The following is a 23,416-nucleotide window of genomic DNA, read 5'->3' on the forward strand; positions in this document are numbered from 1 at the left end:
CCGAGGGAGCCGCCGGCCGCGCCGAGCCGGTCAGCGGCGCAGCTCCCGGCGGCTGACCCGGCGCAGCCGTCGCCGCTGCGAGGAGTCCAGCGTCAGATAGGCGACGGCCGGCACGCCCACCATGACCAGTACCGCCGCCCAGAACGGCAGCAGCAACAGCAGCACCAGGCCCACCGCGACGCCGCCTACGGCGACCTTGGCTTGAAGTGACATCGTCCACGCCCTTTCCGCGGCATGCGCCGCGCACTGTCCTGACTAGGTACAACGCCCGGCAGCGTCACGACGTTCCCCGTGGCCCCGCGCCCGCGACCGGAGCGGGCCGTCACCACGCCGGACCCGCCGACGACGGCACCACCTCACCGGATACGATCCCACCCCGCGGCCCGGCCGGGTATCGGGGCGATCCCCTAGGGCCCCTCGGTGCGCGGCACGAGCACGAGCACGAGCACCGACGGGAAGGCCCCCGACCATGGCAGCTGGAAACCCACCCCTGAGCGCAGCCCTCGCCGAGCGACCGCTGGTCCTGGACGGCGGGCTCTCCAACCAGCTGGAGGCAGCAGGGCACGACCTGAGCGACGAGCTGTGGTCGGCCCGGCTCCTGCTGGAGGCGCCCGAGGCCCTCGTGGCGGCCCACCGCGCCTACCTCGCCGCCGGCGCCGACGTCGTCACCACCGCCGGCTACCAGGCCACCTATGAGGGCTTCGCCCGCCGGGGTCTGGGGCGACGGGAGACGGACGAGGCGCTGCGGGTCAGCGTGGAGCTGGCCCGCACCGCCGCCGACCAGGAGGACCGGGCCCCGGGACGGAGCGGCCCGCGGTACGTCGCCGCGTCCGTGGGGCCCTACGGGGCCATGCTCGCCGACGGTTCGGAGTACCGGGGCCGGTACGGGCTGGGCGAGGCGGAGCTGGAGCGCTTCCACCGGCCGCGGCTGGAGGTGCTGGCCGAGGCGGCGCCGGACGTCCTGGCGCTGGAGACCGTGCCGGACGCCTCCGAGGGCCGGGCCCTGCTGCGTGCGGTGGCCGGCCTGGGCGTGCCCGCCTGGCTGTCGTACAGCGTCGACGGCGACCGGACGCGGGCCGGGCAGCCGCTGGCGGAGGCCTTCGCGCCGGCCGCGGAGGTGGACGAGGTGATCGCCGTGGGCGTCAACTGCTGTGCTCCGCAGGACGTGGCGGCGGCCGTGGAGATCGCGGCCCGGGTGACCGGCAAGCCCGTGGTGGTCTACCCCAACAGCGGGGAGCACTGGGACGCCGGCGCCCGCGCCTGGCACGGGCCGCAGGGCTTCGACACCACGGCGGTGCCTGGCTGGGTCGCTGCCGGGGCGCGGCTGGTGGGCGGCTGCTGCCGGATCGGTCCGGCCACCGTGCGGCAGGTCGCCGCGGCCCTCGACGGCACGGGGCCGGGGCGCTGACGCACGGCGCGCCGCCACACCGGGGTGTGGCGGCGCGCTCATCCCATGTCCCCGACGCGATCATTCGCCGGGCGCACCGCCGTGGACGGGACGCGGCCCGTGAAGGCCGGCGCCTCATCCGCGGGTGCCGGCCCCGAACAAGGCCGACACCCGAGCGGAGCGTCTTACTGCGCCTACCACTGCGGGGACGCCCTACACCTGGTTCGGCCGGCTTTTCCCGCCGGTGGGGCACCACACCGCCTCCCACCTGCCCACGGACGTCCGTAAGAGGTGGCGGATCGGGTGCGCTTCGGCCCTGCGCACTCCGCTCAGTGGGCCAGCGGGGCGGTGAGCTTGCCCGTCATGTCCTTGTCGTGGGTCAGGCTGCAGTTCAGGGAGCGGATGTCGAGGTCGTAGCCCTTCAGGCTCGGGTACTGCACGTAGGTGCCCTCGGCTGTCCCGTGCGGCTGACGGACCGAGGCGGTGTCCAGGTCCTTCTTGCACAGGGCCTGCGCCTTGTTCTTGATGGCGTCCTCACTCGTCAGCCCGGCGGGGAGTTCGTGGACGGCGACCACCTCCGCGTCGTGCGACTCGTCGCAGCGGCGCCCCTCGTCGTTGGCCGAGGACTCGTCGGCGAGGTTGTAGCAGTCGCCCTTGCGCAGTTCGTAGAAGGGCACGGGGCCGTCGGTGTGGTCGCCGGAGCCGGTCCGGTCGGCGGAGGGACTCGTGTCGGTGGTCGGCTCGTCGGTGGGGTCGTCCGCGGTCGGGGACGGGGAGGCGGTGGCCGTGCCGCCCGAGGCCGCCTGGTCGTCGGAGCTCCCGCCGCTGTTGACGGCGACGAACACCCCGATGAGGACGGCCAGGACGACGACGCCACCGCCGACTATGGCGGCTATCTTCTTGCCGTTGCCGTTCCCGCCGGGTGGTGGCGGCGGAGGCGGCCAGGCGCCGTTGCCCGGGCCGGCCGCTCCGCCCGGCCCCGGTGCGCCCGGGTAGCCGTAACCGCCGGGCTGGCCGTAACCGCCGGGCTGGCCCGGGTAGTCGCCCGCAGGAGCCCCGTACCCGCCGTAGCCCCCGGGAGCGCCACCGCCGGGAGGGCCGTATCCACCGGGGTTCTGGTGCGGCGGCTGGTTGTTCTGAGGGGGAGGGGGGTATGTCATGCGAGGCATGATCCCCTCTGCCGGGGGTCGCTGGCGAGTCGGTGACCGAGCTGCAACCCGGATCCCCGTCCTCACGCCGCCCCTCACCCTGTCAACTGCGCTTCGGTGTGCGGATTTTTGGTCATCGCGCCCACCCTCCCGGGCCGTGCGGGGCGCGGCCGTGAGGCCTCGCCGCACCGGCACGAGTGCGGGCCGTCGGCCCGCGCCGGGCACGAGGACGGACGGCCTCCCGGCGAGGGAAACCGGTTCCGGCCACCTGGCGGAGGACTTCACCCCGGCCGCCCGCCGGCTGCCGGTCGCTGACTGATCGATGACGATCAGAAGTGACCGAACTTTCCCGTCTCTTCGTCGGGCCGGGGGAGGCGGGCCTCCAAGGGAGGCTCTCCCCGGCGCCGGGCCGGACGGCGGCGGGCCACCCGGGCGGCAGCAGACCGACCTGGAACACGGCTGCGCACCCCCACCCCACCTGCCGGTCTCCGCCGCGGCCGGACTCCGGGCCACCCGCCCGCCGGGCCCGTGCGGCTCTCCGCGCCCGGCGCACGCGCCGCTTTTCGGCGGACGCCCGGAGCGTCCGCGTCAGATGACCGGCGCACGGGATTCCCCCGTGCGCCCTCCTGCCCCCGACCGGCCGGATCTCCAGGGTCGGGAGCCACGGCCTTGCCGGTAGGAATGCGGGGACCGACAACCACACGGGGGCTTTGAGGGGGACCGTGGTGATACGCGTACTGCTCGTGCACGAACTGGGCCTCTACCGGGACGCCCTGGTGGAGGTACTCGCACGGGAGAGGGACCTCCGGGTCGAGGCAGCGACGGCGGCGGGGGCCCCGGAAGCCCTCGTCCGTCTGCGGCCCGACGTGGTGGTGGTGGACGCCGACAGCGCCACCGAGGGGGTGGCCGGTCCGCACCACACAGGGTTCGCGACGGCCACGTCCTCCCCCGCCGCCGACACGGCGCGCGTCGGCCTGCCCCCCGGTTCCGGGCCGGCGCAGCTGGTCCTGGGCTCCTCTGAGCGTCCCGGCCCCCTGCGGCTGGCCTACGAGGCGGGCGCGCGCGGATTCGTGGGGAAGGGCTCCTCCCCCCGCGTCCTCGCGGAGGGCATCCGGCAGGTGGCGCAGGGGCGACGCCACGTCGACCCGGCTCTGGGATTCGGTTTCCTCCAGGCTGCGGACATGCCGCTGACCGGCCGTGAGGTGAAGGTGCTGTCGCTGCTCGCACAGGGCGCGACCGTGCCCGAGATCGCCGCCCTCCTGCACCTGTCGGCCGGCACCGTCCGCAACTACGTGTCGGCGATCACCCGCAAGACCGGGGCCCGCAACCGTATCGACGCCATCCGCATCTCCCGGGGTGCCGGCTGGCTGTGACCGTCCCACGCTGTCCCCGCCGCCGGTGACAGGACGCGCCCCCGGCGGCGCCGGGCGGGCTGCGGGAGCGCGGGGCAGCCCGGAAGCCGAGGCCATCGTGGTGTACCGCGGAGACGGGGAGCACGCTGCGGGGACGCGGCGAAACGCACGTGCGGCCCCGGAGTTCCGGGGCCGCACGCGGGCACTTCAGCTCCGCTCACCGCGCAAGCGGTGGGCGGGAGGGAGAGGCCCCGGCACCGCGGGTGCCGACGGGCCGCTCCCCACCGGGCTCACAGACAGAGCAGCACGCTGGCGACGCTGGCGCACAGCAGCAGGCTGGCGAAGCTGCCGGCGACGTCGTCACCGCCGCCGTGCTCGGGGGTGTCCATGGCCTGGAGGTCGAGGAGAGCCATCTCCGTGTCCTTTCGATCGGTCGTTCGGGGACGTGGTACCGCCTCCGGCTTGCGGAGGCACGGCGAGGCGCGGCGCGCCAGGCCGGTCTGTGGGGTCGTCGCGCCGGGCGGACGACGGGCCGTCACCGCGCAGGTGACAGCGGGGGTGGTGGCAGGAACGGCAGCTGCGGCGGGTGGGCGGGCGCCTCGGCCAGCGCCGCCCCGAGGGCCAGCAGGACACCGGACGTGCCGGTCGCCAGGTCCATCGACAGCCGCAGGAGCTGCTCGCCGGGGAAGACCAGGTGCCCGTCCACCAGCAGGGCGTGCCGGCCCAGGGCCCGCACCTGCGTACGCAGCGCGGACGCCGGTGGGGCCGCGCCGTCACCGCTGCCGGAGGGGTGCGCGGCGTGGGACCGCGGGCCGCCGGGGGCCGTGGTACGGGCCAGGTGCAGGAGTGTGCCGGCACGGCCGCGCAGCAGACCGGGCTGCGCGTAGTACAGCGCGGTGCAGGCCGGCAGCAGCGCGGTGCGGGCAGCCTCCAGGGCCGGGTCCGCGCGGTGGGCCAGGTAGTCGTCGATGACCATGCCCAGTCCCGCGCTCCCCCCGCCGAGGTAGGGCAGGCTGCGCCGTCCCTCCACCACCAGGAGCGTGCCGTCGCGGTCGGTCACGCACCGGCCGAGGTCGGCGTGGAGCGCCTGGCCCGCGAGGTCGAGGAGAGTGGTGTCCCCGGTGCTCTCATGCAGCCTGAGGAACATCAGGGCGAGGCCGGTGGCGCCCTTCATCAGCCCGGCCCGGGGCAGTCCCGCCGCCAGCCGGTCGGCGGCGATGGCGGCTGCCTCCAGGGCGTGCGCACGCAGGCCCGCCTCGCCGTGGGTCCGTCCCAGGTGGTCCAGCGTGAGGGCCAGCCCGGCCAGGCCGCCGTGCAGGTCGGGGGTGAGCCGTCGCCAGTTCTCGGCGAGGACGCGGGAGAGCAGCTCGGCAGCGCGCTCCCGGTGCCCGAGGCGGTCCAGGACCAGGGCGACGCCCGTCAGCCCGTCGTAGAGACCCAGCGGCGTGCCGTGGGGCGGGGCCTCGGTCCGCCGCAGGAGCCACTCCTCTCCCTCCGGGTGGCGCGCGGCACCGACCTCCGCCAGGGCCAGGAGCACCCCCGCCGCACCGTGCGCCACTCCGAGGCCGCCCCCTTCGCCGAACTGCGCGATGTCACCGGGGAAGAGGCGGTCCGCCCGGTCCGGGGTGGCCGAGGCGAGGACGGCAGCGGTCATCGCGTCGCGGGCGCGCGGCCAGTCGGTGAGGTCGAGGGGCAGGTAGCGGTCCGCCGGTCGCCGGGCGGAGGCCCGCGGACCCCCGCCGGGGACCGCGGGCGGGGCGGCGCGGTCGGGGTGCGGCGGGTCCGGCACGGTGGCGGCGTGGGCTGCGGCAGGCGGGAGCGCGGACGGTGCGACTGCGGCGGGGGCCAGGGGGTGCCCGGCCACGATCGTGTCCACCGCCTCCCGCCAGAAGGCGGCCGGCACCTCGGGGAACTCCTCGGCGGCCACCTCGGCGAGATGGCCGGCCTTGGCCCGGTCCAGGGCCAGCAGGCTGGTCATCGGCAGGAAGACGGCGAGCCGCAGGCAGGCCAGTGCGTAGTGGTCGACGGCGAAGCCGCGCCGGTCGGCGGGGGCGACGAACCCGGGGTGGGCCAGGGCCTGGCGCACGCCCTCGGACACGTCGGCCGCCGCCTCGAAGTCCAGCAGGGTGACGTCTCGTTCGTCGGGGGCGACCATGATGTTGAACAGGTGGAGGTCGTTGACGACCAGGCCCCGGCCGTGCACCGCGGCCACCTTCTCCTCCACCGCCGTGTACAGGTGCAGCGCCCAGCGCGCGTACCCGGCACGCTCCGCCGCCGTCGGCGGGCGGGTCCTCATCAGCGGATGCCGGTCGGCGAAGAAGGAGTTGAGGGTGCGGCCCGGCACGTGGTCCATGACGAGGAAGCGGTGCTCGCCGAGGACGAACCAGTCGCGGTACTCCGGTGCGGCCCCCAGCCCCGACAGCCGCTCCAGCGCGGCGCGTTCCCGGCCGAGCCGGGCCACGGCGTCCGCCCCGTCGGCGGCCAGACCCGCGTGCGGGCGGGCCTCCTTGAGCACCACCTTCGCGCCGCTGCGCAGGTCCGTCCCGGCGTAGACCCCACCCCCGTTGGAGAAGTGGAGCGCCGCGTCCACCCGGTAGGGCACCTCGGTCATCGTCACCGCGTCGCGGGCTTCCAGCTCGGGCCGCAGGAAGTCGGGGAGCGGCGCCCAGGAGGGGGGACGGAAGGCGGGTTGCCGCGGATCGGGGACGAGGGTTCCGCCGGGGTCCGCCAGCGCCGGCACCAGGGCTCCCCGCTCGTCGACGCAGTACCGGGGGCTGAACCCGCCGTAGCGCACGTAGAGCGGTCCCTCCCGCCAGCGCAGGTCGCTGAGGATGTACGGTCCGGGTTCGCCCGCCAGCTGCGCGCCGAGTTCGCGCAGCACCGTGTGGAGGGCCTCCTCGTCCACGGGGTAGAGGGTCGCGAACTTGCCGCTGGCGCCGCGGTCGGCGTACTTGGAGTTCTTCAGGTGCAGTGCCCGCGGCCCCGGGACGAACTTGAAGGCGGTGCCGGCGGCGACGCAGTGGTCCCACACCTGCCCGGCCACCTTCTCGGCGTTGTCCAGGCAGGCCGACACGTGGACCTTCCAGCCCTGGGCGGGCAGCGCCGCCACGGCGCCTTCCCGCTTTGGGCCCGCGGCGGGCCGCAGTTGGTACCAGTCCGGACCGAGCTGGGCCCGCCAGCCCTCGGGCACGGGCCGGCTCACCGCCTCGAAGAGCCCCCCTGCCACCGGGGCGTCCGGGGAGGGCGTCCCCGGACCGTCCGCACGGTGGCGGTCGGGTCTCTCGTAGAAGCGTCGGTCGGCGAGGCAGTACACCTCGTATCGCTGGTCCATCGGCCCCCCTCGGTGACGGCTCACTGAGAGTTCCACCGCACACTCCCCTGCGAACAGTCACGTCTGTCACCGATGGCCGTGAGGAACGCACGGGCGGGTCCGGGCCGCGGGAGGCGGCGGGCCGCAACTGCCGCGGCCGGACCGGGAGGCAGGCCTCCGGGGCGGCGAACAGCGCTGCGAACGGGCGCCGTAGACTGCGGGAGTCAAGATCGAGGCCGCCGGTCGGACGCGGACGTCCGCGCCGGTCGGTTGCGGCACGCTCGCGGCACCGGAGAGAGATGCGCATCCTGTTCACGGCCCAGGCCGCCTACTCGCACCTGGCACCGGTGGTCCTCCCGGTGGCCCGGGCGGCCCGCGCGGCGGGCCACGAGGTGGCGATCGCCACCGGTGGCGAGGTCGCCCCCCTGGTGGCGAAGGAGGGGCTGCCCGCCTTCACCCTCCCCCACCTCACGCCGATCCCCGTCGCCATGCGGGCCCCGGAGATCACGGCGGCCGGCCTCACCCCGCCGTCCCTGGACCGGGCAGGGCGGGAGACGATCGACCTGGACCCGGCGCTCTTCGCCGCGTGCTTCGCCGGACTGCTGGCCGGCCGCGCCGCGCGCGACCTGCTGGAGGTCGCCGAGGAGTGGAAGCCGGACCTGGTGCTGCGCGAGTCGACCGAGTTCGGCGGGTATCTGGCAGCCGAACGGCTGGGACTCCGCCACGGCGTGCTCGACATCTCCCCCATGGCGCCCCACGGCCACCCGGCCGTGCTCGCCGAGATCAACCGGCAGCGTGGTGCCCTGGACCTGCCCCCCGTGGACGACCCCTGGCACCCGCTGCGGTCCTTCCGGGCGGCGGTGGTCCCCGAGGCCGTCTACCCCGAGGCCGGTCGCCTGTCCACGGGGCGCTACTACCGGGTCCCGCAACGCCAGGACGCCCCGCTGGAGCCCGAGTTCGCGGACCTGCCCGCCGACCGTCCGCTGGTCCTGGCCACCCTCGGCTCCAACGCCGGCCACCTGCCGGGCACCGGCGTCACCGCGATGCTCGACACCATCGTGCGCACGCTCGGCGCGCTCCCCGTCACGGGCGTGGTGGCCCTGGGAGCCGGCCAGGACCCGCAGGCGTGGGCCGGCGCCCGCCCCGGCAACGTGCACCTGACCTCGTTCGTCCAGCAGGAGGCGCTGCTGCCGGCCTGCGACGCCTTCGTCACCCACACCGGTTTCAACGGCACCCGCGAGGCCCTGGACGCGGGCGTGCCGATGGTGGCCCTGCCGCTCTTCGCCGAGCAGGCCGCGAACGCGGAACGCCTGGTGGAACTCGGCGTCGCCCGCCGGCTGCGCGCCGAGGACGTCACCGAGCAGTCCCTGGCCGGAGCCGTCTCCGCGGTGCTGGAGGACCCCGGGTTCCGCTTCCGCGCACGTGGCCTGCAGCGCCGCTTCCGGGCCCTGCCCGAACTGGCGCAGGTCGTGGCGGATCTCGCCGCGCTCTGAGGCCGCGCGGAGCAGCCCTCGGGGAGACGCCCTCGCCCGAGGGCTGGTTTGCGGTCGCCGGAACGCGCCGCCGGTTCGCGGGCGCCGAGGACCTGTTCCGGCCCTGCCGGGGACCTCGGGTGACCCGGGTACTACGAGGCGTTGACCGTGGAGGAGAACGAGGTCACCGCGAGCCCTGCACCGTTCACCCAGGGCTCGAAGCCGGCCTGCACGCTGGTGAGGTACCAGTCGTCGGTGGCCAGGCCGTGGTCGATCGCCGACCGGGCGAAGTCCTTCACGTCGAAGGACCAGCTGCCGATGGCCGAGGGCGCCACGAAGGAGATGACGTCGTTGCCGCCGTTGTTGCCGGCCCACACGTCCCAACTGCGGCCGCCGACCGTGGCGGTGCCGGTCTTGGACCCGACGGGCTGCACGCCGCCCGTGTGGTGGAACCAGATCATGATCTCGGTCTTGTTGACGCCGTCGGTCCGGGGAGTGGGGTCCAGCCAGATGTCGTAGGCGGCGTCGTAGGTGGCACCGTCCACGTAGCGGTAGCTGATGCTGCTGGGGGCCGAGGCGATGGAGCCGAGCCGGGCGGGCAGGGCGGTACCGGGTGAGCAGTTGGTGTAGTGGCACCCGTTGAAGATGGACGGGTAGGACTTCGGTCCGCCGGTGGTGGGGACCGAGCCGTCGGCCTGGGTGATCTCGAAGCCGTCGTCGGTGGCGTTGACGCACTGCGGTTGGGTCGTGCCCCAGCGGTTGTTCTGCACCACGTAGCCGGCGCTGACGGGGGTGGAGGCGAACTCGTCGCACAGTTGCGTGTCGGCCGCCGCGGGCCCCGCGGCGGCGGTCACCGCGGTGAGAGAGCCGGCCGTCAGCAGCAGTGCCGCCGCGAGGCCGCGCAGGGATCGGAAAGTGCGGACGTTGGAGGTCATGATGTCCCTCGAAGACAGACGGTGGGGGGATTCGGGAGCGCTCCCAAGGCCGTGCTAACGGGGAACTGTAGGGGGGATGCGAACCGCCAACAAGACGCCGGGAGCGATGAGTTGCCCCGGGCGCCCCCCTTCGCCCACCGTTCCCTCCGCTCCTCGCGGGCGGCCCGCCGCCCTCACCCCTCGCCGCTCCCCGCGTTCGGCAGGACTCGGCGCCGACGCCTTCATCGACTGCGCCAGGGACCGGCCTGAGGAGATCGCCCGCGACCCCGTCCTCGTCCTCGTCCTCGTCCTCGTCCTCGTCCTGGACACCGTCGGGGGCCGCGGCAGCAGGCGCTTCCTGCTCGCCCTCAAACGGGGCGGGTCTGCCTTCCCGGTGTACTTCGGCGAGTTCGACGACGAGGAGAACGCGAAGCTGGGCGTCACCGTCACGGCCACCCAGGTCCGCTCGAACGGCGCGCAACTCGCCGGCCTGGCACGCCTGCTCGACGCGGGCACGGTCCGCGTCGCCGTCGACAGCACGTTCCCTCTCGCGCAGGCGCGGGCGGCGCACGAACGCGCCGCCTGGGGACACATCCGAGGAAAGATCGTGCTCACGGTCGGCTGAGGGCGGTCAGGGCCGGTGGCTCAGCGGCCGGCACCGTGCTGTTCGAGGAACTGTGCCACCTCGCCCCGGCGGGCCAGGGAGGACTGGGCGCCGGCCCGGGTGGTGCTGAGCGCCGCGGCCGCGGCGGCCCACAGCACGGCCTGCTCCAGGGTCCGGCCCTCGTCCAGGGCGACGGCCAGGGCCCCGCAGAAGCAGTCGCCGGCGGCGGTGGTGTCCACCGGGCGCACCGGGAAGGCGGGGACGTGGCGGTGCGCCGAGCCCTCCAGGACCAGGGCGCCGTCACCGCCGAGGGTCACCACGACCGCCGCCGCGCCCCGCAGCCGGCGGGCCGCCGCGGTGACCTCCTCGACGGTGCGCGGCACCTCGCAGCCGGCCAGGGCGGCGAGCTCGGTGCGGTTGGGCACCAGGATGTCGACCTGGGGCGGCGGGACGGCCCCCGCCACGGCCGGCGCCGGGTTGTACAGGACCGTTCCGCCGGCCAGCCGGGCCGCCGCGTGGTTCGCCTCGTCGGGCACCTCCTGCTGGAGGACGGTGACGCCGGCGTTGCGGAGCTGGTCAGCGGCGCTCTCGCAGTCGGCTTCCGACAGCCGGGAGTTGGCCCCGGGGCTGACGATGATGGTGTTTTCGCCCTCGGGGCTGACGGCGATCATCGCGCGGCCGGTGGGCACGCCGGGGGTGACCGCCAGGTGGCGGGTGTCCACCCCCTGGACGCGCACCGCCTCTGTCATCGCACGGCCGGCCTCGTCGTCGCCGACACGCCCGACGAACCCGACCCGGCCGCCCAGCCGGGCTGCGGCGACGGCCTGGTTGGCGCCCTTGCCGCCGGGATGCTCGGCGATGTCACCGCCGAGTACGGTCTCACCCGGCACCGGGTGGTGGGGGACCCCCGCGACGAGGTCCAGGTTGAGGCTTCCGACGACGGAGATCACTGCGTTTCCTTAGCGGGGTCGTGCGCGCCGGAGTCCGCTTCGGAACCCGCGCGGGGGGTGTGCTGGGTCGGGAGGGCCGCGTCGGCCACCGGGGGATGCACGGTGGAGGCGCGGACGACGAGTTCGGGGGTGAGGCGTACGGAGCGGCGGGCCCCGCCCGCCTGGCCCGACAGCTGCCGGTCCAGCAACGCCGCTGCTTCTGCCGCGAGTTCACGGACGGGCTGGCGGACGGTGGTCAGCGCCGGGACCGTGAGCCGGGCCATGGGAATGTCGTCGAAGCCGGTGACGGCGACGTCCCCGGGGACGTCGGCGCCGCGTTCCCGCAGTCGCTGGATGACGCCGATGGCGATGAGGTCGTTGGCGCAGACCACGGCGTCGTGGCGGAGCGGCCGGAGCCGGTCCACCGCGGCCCTGCCCCACTCCACGGAGAAGTCGCCGAGCTCCACCGCGCCCGGGTCGGCCTGCGGGAAGTGGGCGAGGCCGGCGGTGTAGGCGGCGGCGCGTTCCGCGGCGGCCGAGTCGTTGCCCGCCGCGCCCACGAAGGCCGGCCGCCGCCGGCCGGTGGCCGCCAGGTGTTCCATGACCATCGCGATGCCGACGCCGTGGTCGACTGCCACCGAGTCGGCGACCTGCGGGCCGCAACCGCGGTCCAGGAGGACCAACGGCACGCGGGCCGCGGCGTCGGCGACGGTGGCGCGGCTGCGGTGCTCGTCGACCGGGATGACGAGCAGCGCGTCCACGCGGCGGCCGAGCAGGTCGGCGACCCGGGCGGCCTCGGCCTCGGAGTCGTCGTCGCAGTCGGCGAGCAGTGCGGCGCGGCCGCCTGCCAGCAGGGCACGCGTCAACTCCCGTACCAGCGCCGGATAGTAGGGGTTCGCGATCTGCGGCAGCACCAGCCCCACGGTGCCCGTGGAACGGCTGCGCAGGGAGCGTGCGACCTGGTTGGGCACGTAGCCCAGACTCTCGGCCGCCGCCCGCACCCGACCCGCCGTCTCGGAGCCGACGGGGCGGTTGCCCGAGAGGACCCGGGAGACGGTGGACACCGAGCAGCCGGACAGCCGGGCCACCTCCCTGAGCGTCACATCGGTCACCTGGCTGCCTCCTTGCCGCCGCCCGGAGGCGGTTGACCCCCGACTGCGGGCAAACGTTACCACCACGCATTGGCTGCCAGAACGGGCGACAATCTGGGTCTGATCAGGCGATACGTGTGACGTACACCGCAGAGCATTGACAACCGCGCGCCACCGTCCGCAGAGTCGTCGGAGAACGTTTGCCCACGGTGTCGTGGTCCTGCGCCGCAAGGCGCTCTCCCTGGCTGTCGACGGGCGCGTTGTGCGCCGGGTACCGGCCGGCGCCCCTCCCGCAGACGCCGGCGGCGTCGGCGGGAGCACTCCCCCACCCGTCCCGGCCGAACAAAAGGGGCTCACGTTGAGCAGGAAGATCATTCTTGACTGCGATCCAGGTCACGACGATGCGATCGCGATGCTGCTGGCCCACGGGAATCCCGACGTCGAGCTCGTCGCCGTGACCACCGTGGTGGGCAACCAGACCCTGGAGAAGGTGACCCGCAACGCCCTGTCGGTGGCGCGCATCGCCGGCATCACGGGGGTGCCGTTCGCCGCGGGCTGCCCTCGGCCGCTGGTGCGGACCGTGCAGACCGCGCTGGAGATCCACGGGGAGAGCGGCCTGGACGGCCCCCAGCTTCCCGAGCCCGCCTTCGCGCTCGACGAGCGGCACGCGGTGGACCTCATCATCGACACCGTGATGTCCCACGAGCCCGGCGAGATCACCATCGTGCCCACCGCGGGCCTGACCAACATCGCCATGGCCGTGCGCAAGGAGCCCCGGATCGCCGAGCGGGTCCGCGAGGTCGTGCTGATGGGCGGCGGCTACCACGAGGGCAACTGGAGCCCGGTGGCCGAGTTCAACATCGTCATCGACCCCGAGGCCGCGCACATCGTCTTCAACGAGCGGTGGCCCGTCACCATGGTGGGCCTGGACCTCACCCACCAGGCGCTGGCCACCCCCGAGGTCACCGAGCGGATCGCCGCGCTCGGCACCGGCCCGGCCAGGTTCGTGGGCGAGCTGCTGGAGTTCTTCGGGAAGACCTACCTGGAGGAGCAGGGCTTCGCGCACCCGCCGGTGCACGACCCGTGCGCGGTGGCGTACGTGATCGACCCGGACGTGATGACGGTCCGCCGCGCCCCGGTCGACATCGAACTGAGCGGCGGCCTGACCCTCGGCATGACCGTCACGGACCTGCGTCGCCCCGCCCCGGACGACTGCACCACGCAGGTCGCCGTGAAGCTGGACCACGGCCGCTTCTGGGACCTGGTCGTGGACGCCCTGGAGCGGATCGGGGACGTGTCGGCATGAGCGCCACCACGGCCGAGGGCTTCACCACCGGGCCGGCCCAGGGCTCCGGGCGGCCGGTCCGGATCGGTGCGCTGATGACGGCGCTGCTGGTGGCGTGCTTCGCCTTCCAGCTCAACGCCAGCATGCTCAGCCCCGCGCTGGCGAACATGGCGGCCACACTCCACACCTCCGCCGCCGGCATCGGCGTCACGCAGACCGCCTTCTTCACCTCGGCGGCGGTCTTCTCGCTCTTCCTGCCGCGGCTGGGCGACGTGGTGGGTCGCCGCAAGGTGCTGGCGGGCATGCTCGCCCTCATGGTCGTGGGCTGTGTCGTGTCCGCCCTGGCCACGAACGTGCCGATGCTCTTCGTCGGCCGCATCCTGCAGGGCGTGTGCGGCCCGACCGTGCCGCTGTGTCTGATCATGCTGCGCCGCGAGGTCGTCGAGCCCAAGCGGTACGGGACTCTGCTCGGGGTGATCACGGCCGTCAACGGTGGTATCGCCGGTGTCGACTCGGTGGCCGGCGGCTTCCTCACCGACCGCTTCGGCTTCGCGGCCGTGTTCTGGACGATGGCGGCGGTGGCGGCGATCGGTTCGGTGCTCGTGGCCGGCCTGACCCGCGAGTCGAAGGCCGGGGCCGGCCGCATGGACTGGCCCGGTGCCCTGCTGCTGGCCGTCTCGGTCGGCACGATGCTGCTGGCGCTGGACGAGGCGGGCAAGCTGGCCGCTGCGAACTGGGGCCTCTTCGCCGCGTACGTGGTGGTCTCGGCTGCCGCCTTCGCGCTGTTCTGGCGGACCGAGGGCCGGGTGGCGCACCCCCTGGTGGCCACCTTCCACCTGCGGCGGCGCTCCACCTGGCCGCTGCTGCTGGTGACCCTGCTGACGATGACCGGCGTGTTCGCGGTCATGAACGGGCTGGTCCCGGCTTTCGCCCAGGATGCCGCAGCCGGGACCGGGATGTCGGCTCAGGCCTCGGCCTGGTGGACGCTCACGCCCTACGCGCTGGCCGGGCTGGCGATGGGCCCGCTCGCCGGCCGGCTGGCCGCTACGTTCGGTTACGGCCGGGTGCTGCGCTGGGGGCTGGTGGGCGCTGTCGTCTCCGTGGCCTTCGTGGCCTTCACCCTGCCCCTCCAGGGCCGGGTCTGGCTGCTGGTGGGAGCGGTGCTGCTGGGCGTCACGTACGCCGGCGTCGCCAACATCGTGCTCAACGGGCTGGGCATCGTCCTCTCGCCCTCGGAGAACCCGGGATTCCTGCCGGGTCTGAATGCCGGCGCCTTCAACCTGGGGTCCGGGCTCAGCTTCGCGGTGCTCGACGCGGTGCAGACCGCCACGCATCCGGCCGCGGGGTCGGTGAGCGGTTACGTCTCCGCCATGATCGCGGGAATCGTGCTGATCGCCGTGGCCTTCGGGGTGTCCTTCCTGATCCCGAAGCCCTCGGCCGCCGAGGCCCGCGCCTGAGGAGCCCGTCCCGCAGCTCCGCCCGTGCAGTGCACAGGCGGAGCTGCGGCGTTTCCGGGTCGCGGGTGCGGGCCGGTGGGCTCTGCCGCCCGGTGCGCCCGCCCGGTCACCGCCGGGCCCGGGTCACCCCACCAGTCCGGCGGTGAGGTGGTCTCCGGCGATGCCGGCCTTCTCGGGCTGGTAGTACTCCCGGATGCCCTCCGCCCAGGTGGCCACCGGGATGCGGTCGCCCGATACGGGGCCGAAGGCCTCGAAGAGCGTCTCGATGTTGGGGCGTGCGAAACCGATGGCCGTCATCAGGGCGACGAAGACGGGGCGTGGCACGAAGCCGTCGCCGTTCACGTCCCCGTAGGCGGCAAGCGCCTCGGCGAACTCGTCGACCGTCTCCTCGAAGCGTTCCGGCGCCAGCACGATCGCGGTGAACTCCTCCCGGCTGACCTTGCCGTCGCCGTTGGCGTCCAACTCGGTGACGAGGGTGGTCCAGTACCGGCGGAAGGCCCCCAGCAGCGCGCTCTTGGCAGCCTCGTCGGCCCCGGGCTCCGTGGCGAGCACCCGGCTCCCCATCAGTTCGAAGTCCCCGCGCTCCAGGTAGCCGTTCCCGTCCGCGTCGAACAGGGAGAACACCAGCTGGACCCGGTCGGTCGCCTCGGACGTACGCATGACGCATGCACCTCTTCTTCCCGGTGTGCCGGCGCCTCCCGGTGAGGAGGGCCGGGGCGGGCCGCGACCGGCCCGGCTGAGAGCAACCGGAGCCCGTGCCCGGTGGCCACTTCACTATCCGGGCAGGGCGGACGCCGTGGTGCGGGAAGCGGTGCTCAGGCACACGATCGGGCGGAACTCGCCCGCGCAGGCATGAACCGCCGGATCTCCGGAAAGCCGGGGCGTGCCCGCGGGGGACGGGGCCGGCGCGCGACGCCGCGCGACCTGCCCCGTCCCCCGCGGGCGAGCGCTCGCCCCGGCCCCCGTCACCGCGGAGTGGCTCGCTCAGACCCCCAGCAGGTGGTCCATCGCGAGCTGGTCGAGGCGCTCGAAGGCCATGCCGCGGGCGCCCGCCGCCTCGACGTCGAACTCCTCGAAGGCGGTGCGGTCGGCGAGCAGACCCGCCAGGCCGTCGGCAGCGGTGGGCTGACCGAGTTCGTCCACGCGGGCCGCGCGCAGCGCCTCCTGGACAGCCGGGTCGGCGCGGAAGGCCGCGGCCCGGTCGCGCAGGATGAGGTAGTTGCGCATACAGCCCGCGGCGGACGCCCACACGCCCTCGAAGTCCTCGGTCCGCGGCGGCTTGAAGTCGAAGTGGCGCGGGCCCTGGTAACCGCCGCGCTCCAGGAGGTCCACCAGCCAGAAGGCGCCGCGGACGTCACCCGCCCCGAAGCGCAGGTCCTGGTCGTACTTGATGCCGGTCTGGCCGTTGAGGTCGAGGTGGAAGAGCTTGCCCGACCACATCGCCTGCGCGATGCCGTGCGGGAAGTTCAGGCCGGCCATCTGCTCGTGGCCGACCTCCGGGTTGACGCCGTAGAGCTCGGGCCGCTCCAGGCGCTCGATGAAGGCCAGGGCGTGGCCGACGGTCGGCAGCAGGATGTCGCCGCGCGGCTCGTTCGGCTTGGGCTCGATGGCGAACCGGATGTCGTAGCCCTGCTCGGTGACGTACTCGCCCAGCAGGTCGAAGGCCTCCTTCATCCGGTCCAGGGCCAGCCGGACGTCCTTGGCCCCACCGGACTCGGAGCCCTCCCGGCCGCCCCAGGCCACGTACGTCTGCGCGCCGAGCTCCACGGCGAGGTCCACGTTGCGGATGACCTTGCGCAGCGCGTAGCGGCGCACCGCGCGGTCGTTGGAGGTGAAGCCGCCGTCCTTGAAGACGGGGTGGGTGAAGAGGTTGGTGGTGGCCATCGGCACGGTCATGCCGGTGGCGTCCAGGGCCTGCCGGAAGCGCTTGAGGACGGCCTCCCGCTCGGTCTCGGAGGAGCCGAACGGGATCAGGTCGTCGTCGTGGAAGGTGATGCCCCAGGCGCCGAGCTCGGCCAGCTTGTTGACGGCCTCGACGGGGTCGAGCACGGCGCGGGTGGCGTCACCGAACGGGTCGCGGCCCTGCCAGCCGACCGTCCACAGGCCGAAGCTGAACTTGTCCTCGGGTACGGGCTGGTAGTTCACGGAAGGGGCTCCTCGTGGGTCGTCGTCCTGTGCGCTGCACCATTTAGTCATGGCACTTTACAAAATGGTGCGGGGACAAACTAATATGCGGAGGCGCCCGGACGGAAGCCCCGGCGCACCAGGACCACCGGACGACCCCAGGGAGCCGCAAGGTGAGCGCACAGGCAGGACCACTCGTCGTCGGCGTGGACAGCTCGACCCAGTCGACGAAGGCACTAGTCGTCGACGCGGGCACCGGGGCGGTGGTGGCCCGCGGGCAGTCCTCCCACACCGTCTCCCCCGGACCGGGCCGGGAGAGCGACCCCGCGCAGTGGTGGGACGCGCTCGCCGAGGCGCTCGGACAGTGCGGCGACGCGGCCCGCCGGGCCGGTGCGGTGGCGGTCGGCGGACAGCAGCACGGGCTGGTCACCCTCGACAGCGCGGGAAAGCCGGTGCGCCCGGCGCTGCTCTGGAACGACGTGCGCTCCGCCGCGCAGGCCGAGCGGCTGGTGGCGGAGCTGGGCGGCCCGCAGGTGTGGGCCCAGCGGTTCGGCAGCGTGCCCACGGCCTCCTTCACCGCGCCCAAGTGGGCCTGGTTGCGGGAGACCGAGCCCGAGGCGGCCCGGGCGACCGCGGCCGTGCGCCTGCCCCACGACTACCTCACCGAACGCCTCACCGGAGAGGCCGTCACCGATCGCGGAGACGCCTCCGGCACCGGTTGGTGGGCCACCGCCACGGAGGCCTACGACGAGGAGGTGCTGGAGCACCTGGGCCTCTCCCCCGAGGCGCTGCCGCGGGTGGCCCGGCCCGGCGAGGCCGCCGGCACCGTCCTCGACGACTCACTTCCCCTGCCGAAGGGGGCGTTGGTGGCACCCGGCACCGGGGACAACATGGCGGCGGCGCTCGGCCTCGGCCTGCGTCCCGGCCGGCCGGTGATCAGCCTGGGCACCTCCGGCACGGCCTACGCCGTGACGAAGCGCCGCCCCGCCGACCCCAGCGGCATCGTGGCGGGTTTCGCCGACGCGCGCGGCGACTGGCTGCCGCTGGCCTGCACCCTCAACTGCACCCTCGCCGTGGACCGGATGGCCGCACTGCTGGGGCTGGACCGCGAGGCGGTCGAGCCCGGCGGCACCGCCGTCGTCCTCCCCTTCCTGGACGGCGAGCGCACCCCCAACCTGCCCTGGGCCTCGGGCACGGTGCTCGGTCTGCGCCACGACACCACGCCCGGCCAGATCCTCCAGGCCGCCTACGACGGTGCCGCCTTCACCCTGCTGCACGCGCTGGAGCAGGTACTGGACGCGGAGGGCGGCGAGGGGGGCTCCGGCGCCGCGGCGGACGAGGCGCTGCTGCTCATCGGCGGCGGGGCCCGGGGGCGGGCCTGGCAGGAGACGCTCCGCCGGCTCTCGGGGCGGTTTGTGGTGGTCCCGGTCGCGCAGGAGCTGGTGGCGCTGGGCGCGGCCGCGCAGGCCGCCGGCCTGCTGCTGGGCGAGGACCCGGCCGCGGTGTCGCGCCGGTGGGGGACGGCGCAGGGGCCGGGGCTGGAGCCCGTGGAGCGTGACATGGCGGCCTGGGAGAGGATCGGTGAGTCGCTGCGGGCGGTCACCGGCCTCCCGCGGTTGTAGCCCGCCCGACGAAGCCCCGCACCAGGAGACCGGATGCCCAGTCCCACCGCCGACACGCAGCGCGACCTGCGCCGCCGCAACCTCTCCCGGGTGCTGCGCTCGGTGATCGCGCAGGGACCGGTGTCCCGGGCGACGGTGGCCGGGCGGGTGGGCCTGACCCGGGCGGCGGTCTCCACGCTGGTGGAGGAGTTGCGGCAGGCCGGCCTGGTGGTGGAGGCGGGCCGGGCGGCCCCCAGCGGGCGCGGCCGGCCGGGCAACGAACTGGTCGTCACGCCGGACGGGCCGGTGGGCCTGGGCGCGGAGATCGGCGTCGACCATCTCGCCGTGGTGGCCGTGGACCTCGGCGGGCGCGTCAGGTGGCGCCGGGAGGTGGAGGCGGCCAACCGCGACAGCCGGCCGGCGCCCGTCCTGGCGCGCCTGGCCGCCCTGGTCGGCGAGGCGACCACCGCCGTCTCGGAGCTGGGGCTGCACCCGGTGGGGCTCGCCGTCGCCGTCCCCGGGCTGGTGGCGCGGGACACCTCCACGGTGGTGCACGCCCCCAACCTCACCTGGCGGGACGTGGACGTGGCGGCGGCGCTCTCCCCGACCGTGGCGGGACGCGGCGGGGTGGTCGTCGACAACGAGGCCAACTTCGGCGCCCTGGCGGAGCTGGGCGGCCCCGCCGGGGAGGGCGGCCCCGCCGGCGGCGACTTCCTCCATGTGTCGGCGGAGGTCGGCATCGGCGGCGCGGTCGTGGTGGGCGGTGAACTCCTGCGCGGTACGCGGGGGTTCGCGGGAGAGCTGGGCCACGTACCGGTGTGGCCGGACGGGCGGCCGTGCCGGTGCGGCAGGCGGGGGTGCCTGGAGGGGTACGCGGGTGAGCAGGCGGTGCTGCGGGCCGCCGGGATCACCGCCGAAGCCGCGGCCGTACAGGCCCCCGGCCCGCGGGGACGCACCGCGCTGCTGGCCCGCCGGGCCGAGGAGGGTGACGTCCGGGTGCTGCGCGCGCTGCGCCACGCCGGTCAGGCGCTGGGGATCGCGCTGAGTTCGGCGGTGAACCTGCTCGATCCGCGGACGGTGGTGCTCGGTGGGGCACTGGCGCACCTGGCACCCTGGCTGCTGCCTTCCCTGGAACGGGAGTTGCACCGGCGGTCGGGGGTCGCGGCGGGGCCCGGGGAGGACGGACCTGCCGTCGGCGTCGCGGTGTCGCGGTGGGGAGCGGACGGGCCGTTGATCGGGGCGGCCCGGCGGGCGGTCGAGACGGTGCTCACCGATCCCCTCGGCTCGTTCGCCACGCCGGACCATGCTTCCGCGTCCGCCAGGGAATCTGTCTAACCTTTCCAGAACTCGGGTGATCAATCCACACGTTGGAGTGATTGCGCACATAAAAACACCGCCGATACCTTCTCCTCTCAGGCGACGCCCACCGGATTCACCGGGACGTCGCCGGCACAATGTCCGAAGAGATGGGTGGCCCCCGATAATGACGGTATCGGAACAGTCCGCGTCCGGCGTCGACGGCGGATACGGTGGTTCGGCCGGAGCAGACGGCGCCGCAGGACGCACGAGCCTCGGCACCTCGGCCGCCAGGAACCTGGCGACCACCACCAAGACCGTCCCCCAGATGCAGGGCGTCACCTCGCGGTGGCTGCTGCGGCTGTTGCCCTGGGTGCAGGTCTCCGGCGGCACCTATCGCGTCAACCGACGGCTGACGTACGCGGTGGGCGACGGCCGGATCGACTTCGCGGTGACCGGTACCGACGTCCGCGTCATCCCCGAGGAACTCCGCGAACTGCCCCGGCTGCGCGACTTCGAGGACGCCGAGGTGCTGGGCGCCCTGGCCGAACGCTTCACGCAGCGCGAGTACCTGCCGGGTGACGTGATCGTGGAGGCGGGGACGCCGGACGACCGGCTGGTACTGATCGTCCACGGCCGGGTCGACCGGATCGGGGAGGGCAAGTACGGCAACCAGACCGTGCTGGAGGCCCTGGCCGGCGGTGACCACCTGGGCGACGCCTCGCTCGCGGAGGCCGAATCGACCGCGCAGTACACCTACCGCGCCGTCACCCGCGTGACTGTGGTGACCCTGTGGCGGGAGTCCCTGCAGGAGGTCACCGGGCGCTCCGAGGCGCTGCGGACACACCTGGCCCGCCACGACGGCACCCCGGGCGCCGAGCACGACGCCGACGGCGAGGCGGCCGTCCGCGTCTCGGCCGGCCACCACGGCGAGCACACGCTGCCCGGCACCTTCGTGGACTACGAGCTCTCCCCCCGCGAGTACGAACTGAGCGTGGCGCAGACGGTCCTGCGCACCCACACCCGTGTCGGCGATCTCTACAGCGACCCGATGAACCAGGTGGAGGAGCAACTGCGGCTGACCATCGAGGCGCTCCGGGAGCGCCAGGAGCACGAGATGGTCAACAACCGCGAGTTCGGCCTGCTGCACAACGCCGACCTGCGGCAGCGCATCCGCACCCGCAGCGGTCCGCCCACCCCCGACGACCTCGACGAGCTGCTGGCGACCGTGTGGAAGGACCCGGCCTTCCTCCTCGCCCACCCCAAGGCCATCGCCGCCATCGGCCGGGAGTGCAGCCGACGCGGCCTGTACCCCACGGCGGTGGACTTCAACGGGCACTCGCTGCCGTCCTGGCGGGGCGTGCCGATCTTCCCCTGCAACAAGATTCCCGTCTCGGCGGAGGGCACCAGTTCGGTACTGGTCATGCGTACGGGCGAGGAACGCCAGGGTGTGGTCGGCCTGCACCAGACAGGTATTCCGGACGAATACCAGCCCGGCCTGTCGGTGCGCTTCATGGGGGTGGACGAGACAGCGGTCCTGAAATACCTGGTGTCCACCTACTACTCGACTGCGGTTCTCGTGCCCGACGCCCTCGGAATTCTCGAGGACGTCGAAATCCACCACTGAGCCCCGGCCGGAAGCGCCTGCACGACAGGGCCGTTCCACGGGTCCGTGGCGTCCCTCGGGCGCGACCGCCAGGACGCCGCGGGCACCGGCCCGCCCACCGGGCCCCGCCCGGGCCGCCAGCGCCTCTCCGCCCGCCGCCCCGGGCGGGGAGGTACCGGGCCCGGCGTCCCGGCCGTGCCCCGTGGCGCCGCACCGCCCTTCTCTTCTCCCCCACCACGCACCTCCGCGTGGCGTACGCACAGCAACAGGTGAGGAACCCCATGACCACATCGGTGAACCCGGAGCAGGACACCGAAGCCTCCGCGCCGACCAGCCTGTCCACCGCCGCGGCGCGCAATCTGGCCACCACCACCAAGACCGTCCCCCAGATGCAGGGGATCTCCTCCCGGTGGCTGCTGCGCGTCCTGCCCTGGGTCCAGGTCTCCGGTGGCACGTACCGCGTCAACCGCCGCCTGAGGCACACCCTCGGCGACGGCCGGGTGGAGTTCACCTCCACGGGCTCCGAGGTCAGTGTCATCCCGGCCGAGCTCCGCGAGGTCGGCCCGCTGCGCGGTCTGGCCGACGAGGAGACCCTGCGTGCGCTGGCCGACCGCTTCCAGCAGCAGCAGTTCGCCCCCGGTGACGTCCTGGTGGAGCGCGACCGCCCCACCGACCGGCTCGTCCTCATCGCCCACGGCCGGCTGGAGAAGGTGGGCGCCGGCAAGTACGGCGACGAGACGGTCCTCGGCGTGCTGGCCGACGGCGACCACCTCGGCAGTGCCGCCCTGCTGTCGGACGAGGCGCGCTGGGAGGTGACGGTGCGTGCGGTGACCCGGGTGACGGCGCTGACGCTCTCCCGCGAGGACCTCGCCGAGGTCATGGAGCGCTCGGAGCCGCTGCGCACCCAGATCGAGCAGTTCAACGAGGCGCTGGTGCCCGCCCAGAACCGGCACGGTGAGGCCGCGATCGAGGTGGCCTCCGGCCATGTCGGCGAGCAGCTCCTGCCGGGCACGTTCGTGGACTACGAGACCACGCCGCGGGAGTACGAGCTGAGCGTGGCGCAGACCGTGCTGCGGGTCCACTCCCGCGTGGCCGACCTCTACAACGACCCCATGAACCAGCTCGACCAGCAGTTGCGGCTGACGATCGAGGCGCTCCGGGAACGCCAGGAGCACGAGATGGTCAACAACCCCGAGTTCGGACTGCTGCACAACGTGGACCTCAAGCAGCGCCTCCACACCCGCAGCGGTCCCCCGACCCCGGACGACCTGGACGAGCTGCTGGCCCGGCGCCGCAAGACGCAGGTGCTCCTCGCCCACCCGCTGACGATCGCCGCGATCGGCCGCGAGTGGAACGCCCGGGGCCTCTACCCCTCGCCGGTGGAGTTCGCCGGCTCCGAGGTGCGCGCCTGGCGCGGGGTCCCGCTGCTGCCCTGCAACAAGATCCCGATCAACCGCGACCAGACCAGTTCCGTCCTGGCGCTGCGCCTTGGCGAGGAGAACCAGGGCGTGGTCGGCCTCCACCAGACCGGTATCCCGGACGAGTACCAGCCGGGGCTGTCCGTCCGTTTCATGGGCATCAACGACCAGGCCGTCATCAACTACCTGGTCAGCGCGTACTACTCGGCGGCGGTCCTGGTGCCGGACGCGCTGGGCGTGCTGGAGGACGTCGAGATCGGCCACTGAGCACACGGGTGGAGGCCTGCGGCGGGGCGTGTCCACCGCTGCGGCTGAGACCGACGGGCCGTGGGGGGGGGGGGGGGGGGGGGGGGGGGGGGGGGCCGCCCCCCCCCCCCCCCCCCGGGGGCGGCCCCCGGACGGGCGCCGGGGGCGCGGCGCGG

17 protein-coding genes and 2 pseudogenes are annotated in these 23,416 nt (G+C 74.2%); 10 read left to right on the forward strand and 9 right to left on the reverse strand.

Annotated features, from left to right (window positions below; all coding sequences use genetic code 11):
- Positions 1-30: 30 nt before the first annotated feature.
- Positions 31-213, reverse strand: coding sequence for a hypothetical protein (locus ACFV3R_RS17560; protein ID WP_385582936.1), 183 nt, complete (start codon positions 211-213; stop codon positions 31-33).
- 256 nt (positions 214-469) lie between these two features.
- Here ACFV3R_RS17560 and mmuM point away from each other — a divergent pair, with 256 nt between their 5' ends.
- Positions 470-1,408 carry a homocysteine S-methyltransferase gene (mmuM, locus tag ACFV3R_RS17565; RefSeq protein WP_385582940.1) on the forward strand — a complete coding sequence of 313 codons (939 nt, stop codon included), beginning with the start codon at positions 470-472 and terminating at the stop codon, positions 1,406-1,408.
- A 308-nt stretch (positions 1,409-1,716) separates the two neighbouring features.
- Here mmuM and ACFV3R_RS17570 read toward each other — a convergent pair whose 3' ends face one another.
- The gene (locus tag ACFV3R_RS17570; protein ID WP_385582944.1) at positions 1,717-2,547 is read right to left on the reverse strand and encodes a hypothetical protein; all 831 of its coding nucleotides are present in this window, start codon (positions 2,545-2,547) and stop codon (positions 1,717-1,719) included.
- A gap of 710 nt (positions 2,548-3,257) precedes the next feature.
- Between ACFV3R_RS17570 and ACFV3R_RS17575 the strand changes: the two genes are divergently transcribed.
- Positions 3,258-3,908, forward strand: a complete 651-nt coding sequence (locus ACFV3R_RS17575) for a LuxR C-terminal-related transcriptional regulator (RefSeq protein ID WP_385582947.1) — start codon at positions 3,258-3,260, stop codon at positions 3,906-3,908.
- 269 nt (positions 3,909-4,177) lie between these two features.
- Here ACFV3R_RS17575 and ACFV3R_RS17580 read toward each other — a convergent pair whose 3' ends face one another.
- Positions 4,178-4,300: a SapB/AmfS family lanthipeptide gene (locus ACFV3R_RS17580; protein ID WP_385582950.1), complete on the reverse strand. Its 123-nt coding sequence runs from the start codon at positions 4,298-4,300 to the stop codon at positions 4,178-4,180.
- Between the two features lie 122 nt (positions 4,301-4,422).
- Complete coding sequence (lanKC, locus tag ACFV3R_RS17585; RefSeq protein WP_385582953.1) at positions 4,423-7,218, reverse strand: class III lanthionine synthetase LanKC; 2,796 nt, start codon at positions 7,216-7,218, stop codon at positions 4,423-4,425.
- A gap of 278 nt (positions 7,219-7,496) precedes the next feature.
- Here lanKC and ACFV3R_RS17590 point away from each other — a divergent pair, with 278 nt between their 5' ends.
- The gene (locus ACFV3R_RS17590; protein ID WP_385582957.1) at positions 7,497-8,690 is read left to right on the forward strand and encodes a glycosyltransferase; all 1,194 of its coding nucleotides are present in this window, start codon (positions 7,497-7,499) and stop codon (positions 8,688-8,690) included.
- A gap of 140 nt (positions 8,691-8,830) precedes the next feature.
- On the opposite strand, the pseudogene ACFV3R_RS17595 reads toward ACFV3R_RS17590, so the two are convergent.
- Positions 8,831-9,604 (reverse strand): annotated as a pseudogene (locus tag ACFV3R_RS17595) (glycosyl hydrolase family 5); the annotation flags it as partial.
- Between the two features lie 205 nt (positions 9,605-9,809).
- On the opposite strand from ACFV3R_RS17595, the pseudogene ACFV3R_RS17600 reads away from it, so the two are divergent.
- Positions 9,810-10,208: pseudogene (locus ACFV3R_RS17600) on the forward strand (zinc-binding dehydrogenase); the annotation flags it as partial.
- A 20-nt stretch (positions 10,209-10,228) separates the two neighbouring features.
- Here the strand turns inward: ACFV3R_RS17600 and rbsK are convergent.
- Both rbsK and ACFV3R_RS17610 read right to left on the reverse strand, forming a co-directional pair.
- Positions 10,229-11,137 carry a ribokinase gene (rbsK, locus tag ACFV3R_RS17605; RefSeq protein WP_385582960.1) on the reverse strand — a complete coding sequence of 303 codons (909 nt, stop codon included), beginning with the start codon at positions 11,135-11,137 and terminating at the stop codon, positions 10,229-10,231.
- Positions 11,134-12,228, reverse strand: coding sequence for a LacI family DNA-binding transcriptional regulator (locus ACFV3R_RS17610; protein ID WP_385582963.1), 1,095 nt, complete (start codon positions 12,226-12,228; stop codon positions 11,134-11,136). Before ACFV3R_RS17610 ends, rbsK begins: the two co-directional genes overlap by 4 nt.
- Positions 12,229-12,565: 337 nt before the next feature.
- On the opposite strand from ACFV3R_RS17610, the gene ACFV3R_RS17615 reads away from it, so the two are divergent.
- The gene (locus ACFV3R_RS17615; RefSeq protein ID WP_385582966.1) at positions 12,566-13,513 is read left to right on the forward strand and encodes a nucleoside hydrolase; all 948 of its coding nucleotides are present in this window, start codon (positions 12,566-12,568) and stop codon (positions 13,511-13,513) included.
- Positions 13,510-14,949: an MFS transporter gene (locus tag ACFV3R_RS17620; RefSeq protein ID WP_385582969.1), complete on the forward strand. Its 1,440-nt coding sequence runs from the start codon at positions 13,510-13,512 to the stop codon at positions 14,947-14,949. Before ACFV3R_RS17615 ends, ACFV3R_RS17620 begins: the two co-directional genes overlap by 4 nt.
- 123 nt (positions 14,950-15,072) lie before the next feature.
- Here the strand turns inward: ACFV3R_RS17620 and ACFV3R_RS17625 are convergent, their stop codons facing one another.
- Both ACFV3R_RS17625 and xylA read right to left on the reverse strand, forming a co-directional pair.
- The gene (locus ACFV3R_RS17625) at positions 15,073-15,609 is read right to left on the reverse strand and encodes an EF-hand domain-containing protein (RefSeq protein ID WP_385582972.1); all 537 of its coding nucleotides are present in this window, start codon (positions 15,607-15,609) and stop codon (positions 15,073-15,075) included.
- Between the two features lie 324 nt (positions 15,610-15,933).
- Positions 15,934-17,094: a xylose isomerase gene (xylA, locus tag ACFV3R_RS17630; RefSeq protein ID WP_385582975.1), complete on the reverse strand. Its 1,161-nt coding sequence runs from the start codon at positions 17,092-17,094 to the stop codon at positions 15,934-15,936.
- A gap of 152 nt (positions 17,095-17,246) precedes the next feature.
- Between xylA and xylB the strand changes: the two genes are divergently transcribed.
- The 4 genes from xylB to ACFV3R_RS17650 all read left to right on the forward strand — a co-directional run bounded on the left by xylB (position 17,247) and on the right by ACFV3R_RS17650 (position 23,261).
- On the forward strand, positions 17,247-18,695 hold the full coding sequence (gene xylB, locus ACFV3R_RS17635; protein ID WP_385582979.1) for a xylulokinase: 1,449 nt from the start codon (positions 17,247-17,249) through the stop codon (positions 18,693-18,695).
- Between the two features lie 33 nt (positions 18,696-18,728).
- Positions 18,729-20,009 (forward strand): ROK family protein, encoded by a 1,281-nt coding sequence (locus ACFV3R_RS17640; RefSeq protein WP_385582982.1) that lies wholly within the window; start codon positions 18,729-18,731, stop codon positions 20,007-20,009.
- A 148-nt stretch (positions 20,010-20,157) separates the two neighbouring features.
- A complete protein-coding gene (locus ACFV3R_RS17645; RefSeq protein ID WP_385582985.1) occupies positions 20,158-21,597 on the forward strand; it encodes a family 2B encapsulin nanocompartment shell protein in 1,440 nt (479 codons plus the stop codon).
- Between the two features lie 260 nt (positions 21,598-21,857).
- Complete coding sequence (locus ACFV3R_RS17650; RefSeq protein WP_385582987.1) at positions 21,858-23,261, forward strand: family 2B encapsulin nanocompartment shell protein; 1,404 nt, start codon at positions 21,858-21,860, stop codon at positions 23,259-23,261.
- The last annotated feature ends 155 nt before the right edge of the window (positions 23,262-23,416 follow it).

Source organism: Streptomyces sp. NPDC059740, from assembly GCF_042733155.1.
Classification (GTDB): Bacteria; Actinomycetota; Actinomycetes; order Streptomycetales; family Streptomycetaceae; genus Streptomyces.